The 15,922-nt window shown below is 35.4% G+C and carries 13 protein-coding genes, 1 tRNA gene and 1 other RNA gene; 14 read left to right on the forward strand and 1 reads right to left on the reverse strand.

Annotation, left to right across the window (positions count from 1 at the left end):
* Nucleotides 1-87: 87 nt before the first annotated feature.
* The 5 genes from ppdK (at nt 88) to EJN67_RS14400 (ending at nt 7,636) form a co-directional block, all read left to right on the forward strand.
* Nucleotides 88-2,721, forward strand: coding sequence for a pyruvate, phosphate dikinase (gene ppdK / locus EJN67_RS09050; protein WP_129724008.1), 2,634 nt, complete (start codon nt 88-90; stop codon nt 2,719-2,721).
* A gap of 190 nt (nt 2,722-2,911) precedes the next feature.
* Nucleotides 2,912-3,913, forward strand: a complete 1,002-nt coding sequence (locus EJN67_RS09055) for a deoxyguanosinetriphosphate triphosphohydrolase (RefSeq protein ID WP_129724009.1) — start codon at nt 2,912-2,914, stop codon at nt 3,911-3,913.
* Between the two features lie 107 nt (nt 3,914-4,020).
* Nucleotides 4,021-5,826 carry a DNA primase gene (gene dnaG, locus EJN67_RS09060; protein WP_165000820.1) on the forward strand — a complete coding sequence of 602 codons (1,806 nt, stop codon included), beginning with the start codon at nt 4,021-4,023 and terminating at the stop codon, nt 5,824-5,826.
* Between the two features lie 24 nt (nt 5,827-5,850).
* The gene (rpoD, locus tag EJN67_RS09065; protein ID WP_129724011.1) at nt 5,851-6,921 is read left to right on the forward strand and encodes an RNA polymerase sigma factor RpoD; all 1,071 of its coding nucleotides are present in this window, start codon (nt 5,851-5,853) and stop codon (nt 6,919-6,921) included.
* Between the two features lie 589 nt (nt 6,922-7,510).
* Nucleotides 7,511-7,636, forward strand: a complete 126-nt coding sequence (locus tag EJN67_RS14400) for a hypothetical protein (RefSeq protein WP_279387724.1) — start codon at nt 7,511-7,513, stop codon at nt 7,634-7,636.
* 32 nt (nt 7,637-7,668) lie between these two features.
* Here the strand turns inward: EJN67_RS14400 and EJN67_RS09070 are convergent, their stop codons facing one another.
* A complete protein-coding gene (locus EJN67_RS09070; RefSeq protein WP_243641272.1) occupies nt 7,669-8,457 on the reverse strand; it encodes an undecaprenyl-diphosphate phosphatase in 789 nt (262 codons plus the stop codon).
* Nucleotides 8,458-8,634: 177 nt separating this feature from the next.
* Between EJN67_RS09070 and EJN67_RS09075 the strand changes: the two genes are divergently transcribed.
* The 9 genes from EJN67_RS09075 (at nt 8,635) to EJN67_RS09115 (ending at nt 15,844) form a co-directional block, all read left to right on the forward strand.
* A complete protein-coding gene (locus tag EJN67_RS09075) occupies nt 8,635-9,216 on the forward strand; it encodes a YdcF family protein (protein ID WP_129724012.1) in 582 nt (193 codons plus the stop codon).
* 55 nt (nt 9,217-9,271) lie between these two features.
* Nucleotides 9,272-9,348: transfer RNA gene (locus tag EJN67_RS09080), tRNA-Ile, on the forward strand.
* A 72-nt stretch (nt 9,349-9,420) separates the two neighbouring features.
* Nucleotides 9,421-10,125 (forward strand): tRNA (adenine(22)-N(1))-methyltransferase, encoded by a 705-nt coding sequence (locus tag EJN67_RS09085; protein ID WP_165000821.1) that lies wholly within the window; start codon nt 9,421-9,423, stop codon nt 10,123-10,125.
* A complete protein-coding gene (locus EJN67_RS09090) occupies nt 10,101-11,219 on the forward strand; it encodes a Nif3-like dinuclear metal center hexameric protein (RefSeq protein WP_129724014.1) in 1,119 nt (372 codons plus the stop codon). Before EJN67_RS09085 ends, EJN67_RS09090 begins: the two co-directional genes overlap by 25 nt.
* Before the next feature lie 112 nt (nt 11,220-11,331).
* Entirely contained in the window at nt 11,332-12,042 is a 711-nt protein-coding gene (locus EJN67_RS09095) for a zinc ribbon domain-containing protein (protein ID WP_129724015.1), read from the forward strand.
* 67 nt (nt 12,043-12,109) lie between these two features.
* An RNA gene (rnpB, locus tag EJN67_RS09100) (RNase P RNA component class A) lies at nt 12,110-12,450 on the forward strand.
* 172 nt (nt 12,451-12,622) lie between these two features.
* Nucleotides 12,623-13,855 (forward strand): ROK family transcriptional regulator, encoded by a 1,233-nt coding sequence (locus tag EJN67_RS09105; protein ID WP_129724016.1) that lies wholly within the window; start codon nt 12,623-12,625, stop codon nt 13,853-13,855.
* Nucleotides 13,856-13,973: 118 nt separating this feature from the next.
* The gene (locus EJN67_RS09110; RefSeq protein ID WP_129724017.1) at nt 13,974-14,927 is read left to right on the forward strand and encodes an ABC transporter permease; all 954 of its coding nucleotides are present in this window, start codon (nt 13,974-13,976) and stop codon (nt 14,925-14,927) included.
* A gap of 20 nt (nt 14,928-14,947) precedes the next feature.
* Complete coding sequence (locus EJN67_RS09115; RefSeq protein WP_165000822.1) at nt 14,948-15,844, forward strand: ABC transporter permease family protein; 897 nt, start codon at nt 14,948-14,950, stop codon at nt 15,842-15,844.
* Nucleotides 15,845-15,922: the final 78 nt, after the last annotated feature.

Raw genomic sequence — 15,922 nt, forward strand, 5'->3', positions numbered from 1 at the left:
CAATGAAAATTGTATAATATAAAGGTTGGCAAACTATTTTATTTTAAATAAATAAATAATATAAATACATACATAGGAGGCGTGAGTATGTCAAAAAAGTACGTATATCTTTTCAGTGAAGGTAATGCCAATATGAGAGAACTGCTTGGTGGTAAAGGTGCTAACCTTGCTGAAATGACAAACTTAGGACTACCAGTTCCACAAGGCTTTACTGTAACTACTGAGGCATGCACAAGGTATCATGAAGATGGACAGAAGATTGCATCTGAGATAGTGGATGAAATCTATGCTGCAATGGAAAAGGTAGAGAAAATAGTAGGTAAAAAATTTGGTGATTTAGAGAACCCATTTCTAGTTTCAGTTCGTTCTGGTGCTAGGGCTTCTATGCCTGGAATGATGGATACAATACTAAATCTTGGTTTAAATGATGTTGCTGTTAAAGGTTTGGCTAAACAAACCAATAATGAGCGCTTTGCTTATGATAGCTATCGCCGTTTTATTCAGATGTTTTCAGATGTTGTTATGGAGATAGATAAAACTAAATTCGATGCTATATTGGATGATGTAAAGGAAAAAAATGGCGCGAAGGCTGATACTGACTTAACAGCAGAAAATCTAAAAGAAGTTGTAGAGCGTTATAAAGAACTGTACAAAAAAGAGATGGGGAACGATTTCCCTCAAGACCCCAAGGTACAGTTGCTTGAGTCTGTAAAGGCTGTTTTCCGCTCATGGAATAACCCAAGGGCAATAGTTTATAGACGATTAAACGATATTCCTGGTGATTGGGGTACTGCTGTTAACGTACAGGCTATGGTATTTGGTAATATGGGAGATGATTCAGGTACCGGTGTTGCATTTACCAGAGATCCTTCAACAGGTGAGAAGAAACTGTATGGTGAGTATTTGATGAATGCACAAGGTGAAGATGTAGTTGCTGGTATAAGAACTCCTGAGCCCATATCCCATCTTCAGAACACATTGCCTGAGATATATGATCAATTTGTAAATATTGCTCAAAAGCTAGAAGATCATTATAGAGATATGCAGGATATGGAGTTTACCATTGAAAAAGGCAAACTCTATATGTTACAGACCAGAAATGGTAAGAGAACTGCAAAGGCTGCCCTTAAAATAGCTGTTGATTTGGTTAATGAAGGCAAACTAACAAAGGAAGAGGCACTTTTAAAGGTAGAACCAAAGCAGTTGGATGCTTTATTGCACCCTGCATTTGATCCTAAGGCATTAAAAGCTGCTGATCCTATTGCAAAGGGATTACCTGCATCACCTGGTGCAGCTGCCGGTCAGATATATTTTACTGCTGAAGAGGCTGTAGAAGCTGGTAAGAACGGCCAAAAAGTTATTCTAGTACGTCTTGAGACATCTCCGGAGGATATAGAGGGGATGCATGTAGCAGAAGGTATTCTTACAGGCCGTGGTGGGATGACATCCCATGCTGCTGTTGTTGCTCGTGGTATGGGGAGATGCTGTGTAGCTGGATGCAGTGAGCTTACCATAAATGAGACAGAAAAATACTTTATTGCAAAAGGGAAAAAATATAACGAAGGTGACTTTATTTCATTAGATGGTAGTACTGGATATGTATATGGTGAATCTATAGCTACCCAGCCACCAGCTGTTTCAGGTGATTTTGCTACATTTATGGAATGGGCAGATGCTACGAGAACACTTAAGGTAATGACCAATGCCGATACACCAAAGGATGCTGCTCAAGCCGTTAAATTTGGTGCAGAGGGTATTGGACTATGCCGTACTGAGCATATGTTCTTTGATGAAACAAGAATCCCTGCTGTTCGAGAGATGATCGTAGCACGTACAGAAGAGCAGAGAAGAAAGGCCCTGGCAAAATTATTACCTATACAGAAAGGTGACTTCAAGGGGTTATATGAGGCTATGGAAGGTAGACCTGTTACTGTAAGACTTTTAGATCCACCTCTACATGAGTTCCTGCCACATGAGGATGATGATATACAGGATTTGGCTAAGGAAATGGGATTGGATTTTGAAGAGCTTAAAGGAATTGTACAGAGCTTACAGGAGTTCAACCCAATGCTCGGTCATCGTGGCTGCCGTTTGGCTGTAACCTATCCTGAAATTGCGGAGATGCAGGCTCGTGCTATCATAGAGGCTGCTATAGAGGTTAAGCAGGAAAAAGGCTACGATATAGTACCTGAGATTATGGTGCCATTAGTAGGTGAAGTTAAGGAATTTAGTTATGTAAAAGAGGCTATAGATAAGGCTGCAAAGGCTGCTATGGAAGATAAGGGCGTAGATATAGACTACAAGGTAGGTACTATGATAGAGGTACCAAGAGCTGCCTTAACTGCTGATGAGATAGCAAAAGAAGCTGAGTTCTTCTCCTTTGGTACCAATGATATGACTCAGATGACATTTGGTTTCTCAAGGGATGACGCTGGTAAGTTCTTAGAGGACTATTACAGCAAGAGCATCTTTGAGAGTGATCCATTTGCAAAATTGGATCAAAAGGGTGTAGGAAAGCTAGTGAATATGGCTGTCGAACTTGCAAAACCAGTAAATCCAGAAATTAAACTGGGTATATGCGGTGAGCATGGTGGAGATCCAAGTTCAGTTGAGTTCTGCCATAACATAGGGCTTAACTATGTATCTTGTTCACCATATAGAGTGCCGATTGCTAGATTAGCTGCAGCTCAAGCTAGAGTAAAAGAGATTTTAAATAAATAGGATTATATAAAAAATGCATGGAGTTTATTCCATGCATTTTTTAATGGTTTTATAAAAATCAGCCTTAAAAAGAAGGATATTAGATATAAATGTTGTATATATTATTATAGACAATAAAATATATGTTTAGCCCATAAATGTTCAGTATATAAATAACATACGATATTATATATCATTGGGTGTGATTTTTATGGATATACGTCAACATACGGAATTGCTGGAAAAGCAGATTCTATCACCTTATGCAGCACTCAGTAGTAATTCAAAGGGGCGTCAGTATCCTCAAGAAAAATGTATCATACGTACTGAATTTCAGAGGGATAGGGATAGAATTATACATTGCAAATCATTTAGACGCCTTAAACACAAGACACAGGTATTTATAGCCCCAGAAGGTGATCATTATCGCACTCGTCTTACCCATACATTGGAGGTTGCCCAGATTGCCCGTACTGTCTCTAGGGCCCTTAGGCTGAATGAGGATTTAACTGAGGCAATTGCTTTGGGACACGATTTAGGACATACACCATTTGGGCATATAGGCGAAAAAGTGCTTAATGGTATAACTGACTTTGGTTTTAAACATAATGTTCATAGTTTAAGGGTGGTAGAAGTACTGGAAAATGGTAAAGGATTAAACCTTACATGGGAAACTAGGGATGGTATATTAAATCATACAAAATCCTCCCGCCCATCTACTTTGGAGGGGCAAGTAGTAAACTTAAGTGATAGGATAGCATATATAAATCATGATATAGATGACGCTATAAGGGCAAAATTAATTTCAACGGATGATTTACCAAAAGATTGCATAGATATATTAGGGACTACCCATGCTCAAAGAATAAACAGTATGGTTACCGATGTTATTGTAAACAGCACTGGCCAAGCTAATATATGTATGAGCAATAAAATAGATATTGCGACTGAAAAACTTAGAAAATTTATGTTTGAGGAGGTTTATCTTAATGAATGGGCCAGGAATGAAGAAAAAAAAGCGGCGTATGTTATAGAAGAACTCTATAGCTACTTTTTAAAATACGCCGACAAACTCCCATCTGAATACTATTGTAACATTGATTTTTATGGAGTGCAACAGGTAGTATGTGATTATATTGCAGGTATGAGTGATAGATATGCATTAAATTTATTCTATGAGACCTTCATGCCCCATGCCTGGAACATATACTAGTATTTGCATATGTTACAAATATTTAAATTATCGAGTATAATGACAAAAAAAGAAGGAAAAACAAAAAATTTGGCGAAGTTATATAAATGAAAAGTCGGGTGAACGCCATGAACAATTTTCTTCCAGAAGATTGGATTGAAGAAGTAAGGTCAAGAAACGATATAGTAGATGTTGTTTCAGAATATATAGTTTTAAAACCAAGCGGGAGAGGTTTTTTTGCCTTGTGTCCCTTTCATAATGAAAAGACAGCATCCTTTCATGTATATCCTGAGAAACAGATATACCATTGTTTTGGTTGTGGTGTTGGTGGAGATGTTTTTTCATTTATAATGTCGATTGAAGGGTTAAATTTTACAGAAGCTGTCAAGTATCTGGCAGATAGGGTAGGTATATCTCTACCTGAAACTGTAAGCCCTAATCAGGCTATACATTCTAAGGATACAAAGGATACCCTTTATGATATAAACAGGGAAGCAGCCCGTTACTACCACAGACAGCTATTTTCTCAAAAAGGAGAGCAGGCACTTGAATATTTGACGTCTAGGGGAGTGGATATAAAGACAATAAGACGATTTGGACTAGGATATGCACCAGCTGGCTGGAAAAATACAAAAGACTATTTGTTGCAGCTAGGATTTAAAGAGGAAGAGCTTGTACAATCTGGTATTATAATACAAAAGAATAATAAAAGCTACGATAGATTTAGAAACAGGGTGATGTTTCCCATTATACATCCTAGAGGGACTGTAATAGCCTTTGGTGGGAGGGTACTTGATGATTCTCTTCCTAAATATCTTAATTCATCCGATAGTCCTGTTTTTAATAAGAGTAGTGTTCTTTTTGGCCTTAATTTAGCGAAAAAGGAACGTCCACTTAAAAACATAATTATAGTAGAGGGATATATGGATGTAATTACTCTACATCAATATGGCTTTAAAAATGCGGTAGCCTCTTTAGGCACATCGCTAACGCAAGGGCAGGCCAGCCTTATAAGGCGTTACACAAGGGAAGTTTTTATAGCATATGACGGCGATGCAGCTGGCCAGAGAGCTACACTAAGGGGATTGGATATATTGTACAGAGCTGGGCTAAAGATTAGAGTAATGGAATTTCCAAAGGGTATGGATCCTGATGAGGTACTGAAGAAGTATGGGAGTGAATATTTTAATAAACTTATGAATCAGGCGGTATCCCTCATAGATTATAAACTTGATCATCTAAAAAATGAACATGATTTGGAGACTGTGGAAGGCAGGGTTAGTTATGCTACTAAAGCTGCAAATATTCTAATAACGGTAGATAACGTACTGGAGAGGGACGTACATATAAAACGTCTCGAACGCCTTACAGGCTTTAAATCAGAGTTGCTATACCAGCAGATAGACAAACTATTATCGAGAAATGGCCCAAAAGGTGTAAAAAACCCGAGTGTTGGCAATAATAGCCATATTAGAAGGCTGGAAACTCAAACAGCGCTATTACCTGGCTATATAAAGGCCGAGAAGGGGCTTATAAATTTGATGGCTCAAAATGAGGATATAGCTAAAGAGGTATTTAAAAGGTTAACTGTAGAACAGTTTCAGGTTGATATTAATAAGGAGGTAGCTAAGATTATTATGGAGCTCCTTGAAAAGGGAAAAGAGATAAATGTTGCTGCCGTACTATCATACGTTAAAGATAAGGAAAAAATGGAGCAAATAGCTGAAATATTTGCGCGAGAAATGGAGTATGATAATATTAATAAGTATGTCCAAGATTGTATAGAGGAAATAGAGATTTATAACTTACAAGATAGAAGAAGAAAATTACAAAAGCAAATTGCTGATATGGATCAGCATGGAATAGCTGATCTAGATGAATATAGATCTATAATACAGGAATTAGAAGATTTAAACTACAGATTGAAAATGTAGAGTCTGGAAAGGAGGGAACTGCCTATGAAAAATAATGAGCAAAAAAAATTAAAGATAAAGGAACTTATAGAAAAAGGAAAGGCCAAGGGCATTTTAACATATAAAGAGATCATGGATATGTTGGAAGAGATAGAGTTGGAACCTGAACATATTGAAAAGGTATATGAGACCCTCGAAACTTTAGGAATTGATGTAGTGGATGATAGTGCCAATGAAGAACAGGAAGAGGAAGAAGAAGAAGTAGAAATTAGCGTACCTGAAGGGGTAAATATTGATGATCCAGTTAGGATGTATCTAAAGGAGATTGGTAAGATTCCTCTGCTTACTGCAGAAGAGGAAATAGAGCTTGCAAAGCGTATGGAGGCAGGAGATGAAGTAGCCAAGAAAAAATTAGCAGAGGCTAACTTAAGGCTGGTTGTCAGTATTGCAAAGAGGTATGTAGGACGCGGTATGTTATTTTTAGACCTTATACAAGAAGGCAATTTAGGCCTTTTGAAGGCAGTGGAAAAATTTGATTATAGAAAAGGTTATAAGTTTAGTACTTATGCTACTTGGTGGATACGTCAAGCTATAACTAGGGCTATAGCAGATCAGGCTAGAACTATACGTATTCCAGTCCATATGGTAGAGACTATAAATAAACTGGTTAGGGTATCAAGGCAATTGTTGCAAGAAAAAGGGCGGGAGCCTACTCCAGAAGAGATTGCACAGGAGATGGGTATCTCTGAGGAAAAGGTAAGGGAAATTCAAAAGATTGCGCAAGAGCCCGTATCATTGGAGACCCCCATAGGGGAAGAGGAAGATAGTCATCTAGGTGATTTCATTCCAGATGATGATGTACCAGCACCTGCTGATGCCGCTGCATTTACTTTGTTAAAGGAGCAGCTAGTAGATGTACTAGATACATTGACTCCTCGAGAAGAGAAGGTCTTAAAACTCAGATTCGGGCTAGAAGATGGACGTGCCAGGACTTTAGAGGAAGTGGGTAAAGAATTTAATGTAACACGTGAGAGGATAAGACAGATAGAGGCCAAGGCCCTTCGTAAATTAAGGCATCCTAGTAGAAGTAAAAAATTAAAGGATTATCTTGATTAAAATAGATAGCCGATAATTTCGGCTATCTATTTTTGTAAGTACATTTTTTAATATAAAAATAAATAGAGCTTATATACCATATTACAGATAAAAACTTTTTTTATATATCTATACTTTTAGGCGAGTAGCATATATAATTTATATATTAATACATACTTTTGTAAAATGGTTGGGGGTGAGGTAATGAAAAAACTTGTATATGCAATAATCATAATTTTTATTGTATTTTTACTTTGTACTACGTATCAACAAGTTTATATATGTCTATACCATACCCCGTATATGGACCATTCACATGGAGATCAAACATTGGATATAATATATGAGTTTTCATACATAGTGTCCAGTTCGCCGCAGACAGAACAATATAGATATAATATGAGATATAGTTCAAAAAAGTGGCAAACATTATTGATATTGTTAATAGTTTGTATACTGGCAGTTATAAGATTTGTTTTTTACTATAGAACTGATAAGATTGATAAAAGGGAAAATATAATTATGAGAATTCCTTCATATTTCAATGGGAGCAAATATAAGAGCGTTCCTTGTTTGAACTAATAAAGTTCAAGCAAGGGGGGGTGAACGTATGGCTCCAGATGAAATAGCTGTATTATCTATGGTCGTAGTATTTTGTATAGCTAGTTTTGTTATAATAAAAGCTACATCTACTAAGAAGGATGATGGACAGAAAAATAAAAAAAATCAAAAATGACACAATTATAAAAAGAGGCTTTCGCCTCTTTTTTATAGAAAAATATGAAATACAAACTGATCCAACAATACTAAACCACCTAATGTAAACAAATAATATGAAAACCCTTTAAGACTTTTATTGGTTATTATTTCTATCATAGCTTTTATTGCGATAAGACCAGATATAAAAGCAGCTATCATGCCCGCTATAGCTGGAGTTACAGAAGCAGCAGTTACTGCTTCATTTAAATCCTTTGCCTGGAGCACTACTGATCCCAAAATGGCGGGTATGGACATTAGAAAAGAAAACTTTGCTGCAAATTTTCTATCCAATTTTCCAAGAAGTGCACCTGATATAGTGGATCCTGAACGCGATATAGCTGGGAAAATGGCTATACCTTGCATGGTACCAATTAAAAGCGCGTCTTTAATTTGCATATTCTTTAAAGTCTTATGCCCTGACTGGGTTAATTCTACAAACAAAAGTAGTAAACCAGTTGCGATAAAACCAAATCCCAGTGTAGATGCGGATGCAAAAGCGGCTTCTACCTTGTCCTTCAATAAAAGAGCTATTATTACTGTAGGTATGGTCGCTGTTATTATATATATTGGCAATTTACTAAAAGGGTGTTTAAACATATATGCTATATCTTTCCAGAACACTACTAGTATTGAAAGTAATGTGCCTACATGCAGCATTGTATCAAATAGCAGCATATCTCCTTCAAGGCCAAATATATTTTGTACTAATACCAGGTGACCTGAACTGCTTACTGGTAAAAATTCAGTAAGTCCTTGTATTATCCCTAGTATGATGGCTTTTATAATGCTAATGTTCATTACCTCCTATCAAGAATATAGTCTACAAAGATTTTAACACAAACGATTTTGAATGGTCAATCATTTTTGGTAATTATCTAGAATTCAATTGATTGCAGTAAAATAAAGCTCTTGATTTGTTTCTAGATATAATATAATATACTATACTTATATAATTATATATTGAAAGGCTATGATATGAGAAAAAAGCGAGCAGTCATATTCAAGATTTTGATGATATTTCTGGTTTCCTTTATAGTATTAGAATCAAGCATAATATTGTTCGGTATACAGGCAAGTCCTTATAAGGCTGATTGTATAATAATACTTGGATGTAGTGTATATGGTAATATTCCTAGCCCTCTTTTGATGGCTCGATTGGATGAGGGCTTGAGGTTATATAATGCTGGTTATGCAGACTATATAATTGTATCGGGTGGCAAGGGGCAGGGAGAGAATATCTCTGAAGCCCAGGCTATGAAAGAATATCTATCAAAACATGGAATAGATGAAGAAAAGATTATAATGGAGGATAGATCATTTTCTACTATTCAAAATATAAGCTACTCTAAAGCTAAGATGGATGAACGTGGTTTACGAACGAGTATAATAGTATCTAACAAATTTCATTTAAAAAGGTCATCTATTATAGCAAAAAGATTGGGTATGGATGCCAGTTATTCAGGGGTGTTTGTAAAGCAGCATAAATGTAGCGAGATAAAAGGTTTTATTAGGGAAGTACCTGCAGTTATAAGAAATGCATTTATTAAAAAAATTTAAAATAACTATTGACGAATATACTATGATGATGTTATAATAATCTCTGTCAGCTCGAGGGCCTTTAGCTCAGTTGGTTAGAGCAACCGGCTCATAACCGGTTGGTCCGGGGTTCGAGTCCCTGAAGGCCCACCATTTTATAGTATAAAAGGTACCATATATATGGTGCCTTTTTTTGATACAAATTTATTGTAGATGGGTGAAAGTATGCAGTTAAGCAAAAGATTACAAAAGATAGCAGACAAGGTACCACCATCTGTTAAGGTAGCAGATATTGGAACGGATCATGGATATGTGCCTGTATATCTTATAGAAAACAAAATAGCCCAAACTGTTATTGCTACGGATATAAGCAGCAAATCCATTAAAAAAGCTGAAGTCATTATAAAAAATCACAGAGTTGAGGATAAAATATATACTAGGGTAGGGGATGGGCTCTTGCCCCTTGAAATTGGAGAGGTTGATACGGTAATAATAGCCGGTATGGGTGGCGTACTTATAGGTAATATGCTTAAAGATGGATTAGATATAGCAGAAAAAATAGATACGTTTATACTACAACCTATGATGGGTCAGGAAAAATTAAGACATTATCTTTTAAATAATGGCTTCGCAATAGAGGATGAAGTTTTAGTATATGAAGATAAAAAGTTTTATGAGGTAATGGTGGCAAGGCATGGTAGTCAAACGGTTGAGGATGATATATACTATGAGATAGGGTATAATCTTATAGTAAATCATGATCCATATTTACCTAAATTTATATATAAAAAGATGGATAAGACAAAGAAGTTGATTAGTCATTTGGAAAAGCAGGACACTCAAACAGCAAAAAAGAGAATGGATGAATTGAAAACAAGACTATTAAAATATGAGGAGGTATATGGATGGGTGCAAAAGTTCGAGATATAGTAGATATAATGGAACAGATTGCTCCGTTTCAATATGCTGAAGATTGGGACAATGTTGGACTGCTCCTTGGCGATATGGAAGAGAATGTATCACGGATTATGCTAACCCTTGATGCGACGCCCGAGGTGATAGAACAGGCTGTAAAAGAGGATATAGATATGCTTATTTCCCATCATCCAATAATATTCAAACCTATAAAAGATATAAGGCTGGATTCTTATACAGGTAAGATACTCTGTCCCCTTATAAAGCATGATATTTCAGTTCTATGTGCACATACAAATTTGGATAAGGCTTTAGGTGGAGTAGATGATACATTAGCTGATATACTGGGATTAAATGAGGTTGAACCTCTTACATATGTTGATAGTATGCCTTATTATAAGATTGTTGTATACATTCCAAAGGGACACGAGGAAAAAGTATTGTATGCTATGGCAGAGGCGGGAGCTGGATGTATAGGCGGGTATAGTCATTGTACTTTTCAAGGAGAAGGTACAGGTACTTTTTTACCCCTTGAAGGAGCTAAACCATATATAGGCGATGTGGGGATGCTTGAACATGTTCATGAAATTAGATTGGAAACCATTGTGCCCAAATCTCATTTAGATAAGGTATTGGATGCGATGCTTAAAGTGCATCCGTATGAAGAGGTAGCATACGATGTGTATCAATTGGCAAATAGGGTAAAGGTACCAAGCATAGGAAGGATAGGACAGCTTCCAAAGGTTATGTCGGTTATCGAATATGCTGAATATATTAAAAGAAGTCTGAATGCAGGAAGTGTAGCCATAGTAGGCAATAGGGATAAAAAAGTCAAGTGGGTAGGTAGTTGTGCAGGGGCGGGAGGCGACCTAGTAGGTATGGCAAAATATAAAGGCGCAGATGTATTTGTAACTGGAGAACTTAAATATCATGAGGCCCAAATGGCGAATGCATTAGGCATACCTGTTATTGCTGCAGGCCATTTTTCGACAGAAATTCCTATTGTATCAAAACTAATTACTAGTTTACAAAAGGCGTTAGATGGTTTACAATATAGAATAGAGGTCATAGTACCTGATAAACAAGTTGATCCCTATTATGTATTTTAAGGAATAAGTCTTTCTTATTCCTTTTTATATAATTGGATATGTGTACTCCCCCAATAGGGGGATTAATATATTTGGCACGAGATTTTACTTTGGTACAAAAGGAGGAAGGAAGATGGGACAGTTAGATTTGTTATGGGAATATCAGGAACTTGAACAAAAGATGGCTAGTTGTCAGAAGGAGAAGAAGAAATTACCTGTTAGACATAAATTGGTAAAACTAAAAAGGAATTTGATGAAACAGCAGGACAAACTTTTAAAGCTTAATGAAGAAGCAGATAAAAAGAGTAATGAACTTAGCAAAATACATCATGAATATGAGAGCATGGTAAGTAGTTTAAATTCAGATAGGGATAAAATAACTGATGGATCTATAAAAAATTTAAAACAGCTAGAGCAAATTGAAAAAAATGCGGATAATTTAAAACAAAAAATTGATAAAAAAGAAGAAGAACTCCTACAGTTCATGAAGGATTTTGAACAATTCAATAGGGAATTGGATTCAATAAGGAGATATCTAGCAAAGGTAAAAAGAAATTACAATGCTATTAAGTCGGAATATGATCAGGAAGTAAGGGTTATAAATCAAGGTTATAGAGAGGCAAAACAAAAGAGAGATGAGCTTAAAAAGCAGATAGATAAGGAACTTTTAAATAAATATCAAACCCTAAAATCAAACTATCAAATGCCAGTAGCTATTATTAATGGTACTTGTTGTGATGGATGTAATATGCAGTTGGCATCGTTAGTTGTGCAAAATGTTAAAGCACGAGAAAAAGTGGTGGAATGCGAAAACTGTGGTAGAATACTATATATGCCAAAGTAACCATTATATTATAGTTGACGATACCATTTTTTAATGTTAATATTATATTTCAGAATTGAATATGAAGTGAGTAAGCCAGATGATCGCGTCTGTTCCAATAAAACAGACGAGGAAAGTCCGAGCTCCATAGGGCAGGATGCTGGGTAATCCCCAGTGAAGGTGACTTTAAGGAAAGTGCAACAGAAATATACCGCCTATTTTATAGGTAAGGGTGGAAAGGTGAGGTAAGAGCTCACCAGCATCCAGGCGACTGGAATGGCTCTGTAAACCCCATCCGGAGCAAGACCAAATAGGACGTTTTGTGGCGGCCCGTCACGTCCTGGTAAGGTCGCTGGAGCCTATCGGTAACGATAGGCCTAGACAGATGATCGTCTAATACAGAACTCGGCTTATAGACTTACTCATTACAATAAAAGGAGATACCAACTTTTAAGGTTGGTATCTCCTTTTATTGTAGTTGATACAAAACTTGCGACATTTTTAAATTATGAAATAAAGTTATATAGTATTCTTACTTGATTTCATATAGAAAGTATGTTATATTTATAATGAAATATTTCCTAGAAGGTGAATTTATACAATGAATGGATTAAGAAAAGGCAGTAAAGCACTATTAAGGGATCTAAACAAGACCCTAGTTTTAAATGAAATACGGACAAAAGGACCAATAAGTCGAACAGAGATATCACAAAATACAGGGTTGAGTCTTTCAAGTATAACAAGAATTGCTGATCAGTTAATAAAAGAGGGTTTTATATATGAAGAGGGCGAGGGAGAGTCTACAGGCGGTAGAAGGCCAATACATCTACTTTTTAATCAGTACTATGGATATATAATTGGAATAAAAATAGAAGTCAGAAAAGTTATTTTTACCTTATCAAATCTTAATGGAGAAATTGTAGCAAAAGCTATAAAAGAATATGTAAAAGGATCCTCTTCAAACGTTGTTATGGATATCATACTAAATGAAATTAGGTTATGGTTTTCTAAAGTTAATGGAGAAGGCAAAGAGATATTAGGAATTGGTATTGGTGTTTCTGGTATTGTTGATACACAAAATGGTATTTTAATAAATTCATCTTTATTGGGTTGGAATAATGTGTCGTTTAAGTCTGAAATTCAACGGATTATAGATGTTCCAGTTATTGTTGACAATGATGTTAATGCATATACTTTGGCCGAGATGATGTATGGAGCAGGTAAAAATTTAGATAATTTTTTATTGGTAGAATGCGGTATAGGGATAGGCGCTGGCATTGTATTGAATGGAGAAATATATAGGGGTGAGTTTGGAGGCGCAGGTGAAATTGGACATATAATTTTAGAAAAAGATGGGGCACCATGCTATTGTGGACAAAAAGGATGCTTGGAAAGATACTCAAATGAAGAATTTATAGTGAATAGGGCTTTAGAGCTAGCAAAAGATAATTCAAATTCTATTCTTCATAATAAAAGTAACGAACAAGTATGGATAGATGATGTTCGTGAAGCTGCAAAATATGGGGATAAGGTTGCAATTAAGGCGTATAATGAGGCAGGATATAATTTGGGGTTAGGTTTGGTAAGTGCAATTAATCTTTTTAATATTTCTACTATAATAATGGCAGATGAAGGCGTGCAAGCGGAAGAATGGTTGACCCCTAATGTACTAAATGCGGTAACGAATAGTTTTTTTAGCAGGTATATAGATATTGAAGTAAAAAAATCAGAACTAGGTAATATTGGTTGGGAATTGGGAACGGTAGCTTTGGTTATAAAAGAATTATTCCAAGTACCTTTATATAAAGATCGATTTACGTTATATTCTTCATAATTTTTTTAGAAACTTAATTTCATGACTAAATTTAGTCATGAAATTAAAAAGAAAGGGAGGTGTTAAAAAGAGCAGATTTATATTTAATATTGTTTGATAAACTTTGGAGGTGATTTAAATGGTATCAGTAAAAGCGAGGGAAAATGTAAAAAACAAATTTTCAAGTAAAAATATACATAAAACGTTATCTCAACAAAAATATCTAATAGCGATGTCTTTACCTTTTGTAATATGGGTGATTATCTTTGCCTACGTACCTCTTTGGGGTTGGACTATGGCTTTTCAAGAATATAAACCTGGTATACCATTTTCGGAGCAGCAATGGGTAGGATTTAAGCATTTTATAAAACTTTTTAAAGACCCGATGTTTTATCTTGTTATGAGAAATACTATCGTTATGAGTTTGTTAGGTTTACTCTTTGGATTTACACTTCCGATTATTTTGGCTTTATTATTGAATGAGATAAATAATTTGAGATTTAAAAAAACAGTGCAAACTGTTTCATATTTACCCCATTTTGTTTCATGGGTTGTTGTAGCAAGTATAGTTACTGAATTGTTATCAATGAATGGTCCTTTAAATAATTTGTTGTTAAATCTTGGTATAAAGGATAAGCCTGTGCAATTTTTAATTGAACCTAAATCTTTTTGGTGGATTGTAACTGCTGCAGATGTTTGGAAAGAGCTAGGCTGGAATTCTATTATTTTTTTAGCATCTATATCATCTATAAATCCTGAGTTATATGAGGCCGCTACTGTTGATGGTGCTGGAAGGTTCGCTAAAATGCGGCATATTACTTTGCCAGGGATTATGCCGACAGTTGTTGTAATCTTAATAATGAGTATAGGAAATTTAATAAATATAGGTTTTGAAAAACAATTATTACTTGGAAACCCCTTGGTAAAAGAATATGCAGATGTACTAGATATTTATATCTTAAACTATGGAATAGGAAGTGGCAGGTATTCATTAGGAACTGCAGCAGGAATGTTTAAATCGCTTATATCATTGATATTGCTTACTGTTGCAAATACAGTTAGCAAGAAAACAACAGATATAAGGGTTATCTAGTTGATTGGGAGGCGGGAAGATTGAAACGTTCACTTGGTGATAATATATTCAATATAGTTAATTATATTATTATGTTAATAATTGCTGTTTGTACATTATATCCATTTCTACATGTATTGGCCGTATCATTTAATGACTCTATTGATACAGTGCGTGGGGGTATAACTATTGTACCTAGAGTATTTACATTGGAGAACTATAAAAAGATATTAGATGATCCATCAATTGGTTGGGCTACTTTCATATCAGCTTTACGCACTTTAATAGGGACAGCACTTGGAATATTTTCTACATCTATGTTGGCTTATGTGCTTAGCAGGCAAGATTTTTTTGCCCGGAAGTTTGTCTCTGCACTTTTTGTAACTACGATGTACATAAGTGGAGGTATGATTCCTGGATATATGCTGATGAGAAATTTAAATCTAATTAATTCATTTTTGGTTTATATAATTCCAGGGCTTATAAGTGCTTTTAATGTAATTATACTTCGTTCTTATATTGAAGGTTTACCTATTGCACTTCAAGAATCAGCAAAGCTTGACGGTGCAAATGACTTTATAATATTTGCTAAAATTATTATGCCACTATGTGTTCCTGCTATTGCTACATTATCTTTGTTTATTGCAGTGGGGCACTGGAACTCATGGTTTGATACCTATCTTTATTGCGGACATAACAAGCGTTTAACAACATTGCAGTTTGAACTACAAAAAATATTAGTAAATGCACAGGTGCAATTAACATCTAGTCAGGATATACATAGCTATGGTCTGAATAAAGCTCAAGCAAAGACGGTTTCTCCGGAATCAATAAGGATGGCTATGACTGTTGTTGCTACTGTTCCGATTCTACTTGTATATCCTTTTGTTCAAAAGTATTTTGTACAGGGACTTGTTTTGGGAGCAGTGAAGAATTAGTTCAAAGGGACAATCTATACAGCTAATATATAAGAATATATAGCTGATTTTTTAGATTGGTTTATAAAATATATCATG

Source organism: Xylanivirga thermophila (genome assembly GCF_004138105.1).
Lineage (GTDB): Bacteria > Bacillota > Clostridia > Caldicoprobacterales > Xylanivirgaceae > Xylanivirga > Xylanivirga thermophila.

What these genes read in the sequence shown, in the direction of transcription:
- EJN67_RS09095 (WP_129724015.1), top strand. Translation starts at nt 11,332, where the DNA reads ATGGGACAGTTAGATTTGTTATGGGAATATCAGGAACTTGAACAAAAG.
- EJN67_RS09110 (WP_129724017.1), top strand. Translation starts at nt 13,974, where the DNA reads ATGGTATCAGTAAAAGCGAGGGAAAATGTAAAAAACAAATTTTCAAGT.
- EJN67_RS09070 (WP_243641272.1), bottom strand. Translation starts at nt 8,457, where the DNA reads ATGAACATTAGCATTATAAAAGCCATCATACTAGGGATAATACAAGGA.
- EJN67_RS09090 (WP_129724014.1), top strand. Translation starts at nt 10,101, where the DNA reads ATGGGTGCAAAAGTTCGAGATATAGTAGATATAATGGAACAGATTGCT.
- EJN67_RS09105 (WP_129724016.1), top strand. Translation starts at nt 12,623, where the DNA reads ATGAATGGATTAAGAAAAGGCAGTAAAGCACTATTAAGGGATCTAAAC.
- ppdK (WP_129724008.1), top strand. Translation starts at nt 88, where the DNA reads ATGTCAAAAAAGTACGTATATCTTTTCAGTGAAGGTAATGCCAATATG.
- EJN67_RS14400 (WP_279387724.1), top strand. Translation starts at nt 7,511, where the DNA reads ATGGCTCCAGATGAAATAGCTGTATTATCTATGGTCGTAGTATTTTGT.
- dnaG (WP_165000820.1), top strand. Translation starts at nt 4,021, where the DNA reads ATGAACAATTTTCTTCCAGAAGATTGGATTGAAGAAGTAAGGTCAAGA.
- EJN67_RS09085 (WP_165000821.1), top strand. Translation starts at nt 9,421, where the DNA reads ATGCAGTTAAGCAAAAGATTACAAAAGATAGCAGACAAGGTACCACCA.
- rpoD (WP_129724011.1), top strand. Translation starts at nt 5,851, where the DNA reads ATGAAAAATAATGAGCAAAAAAAATTAAAGATAAAGGAACTTATAGAA.
- EJN67_RS09075 (WP_129724012.1), top strand. Translation starts at nt 8,635, where the DNA reads ATGAGAAAAAAGCGAGCAGTCATATTCAAGATTTTGATGATATTTCTG.
- EJN67_RS09055 (WP_129724009.1), top strand. Translation starts at nt 2,912, where the DNA reads ATGGATATACGTCAACATACGGAATTGCTGGAAAAGCAGATTCTATCA.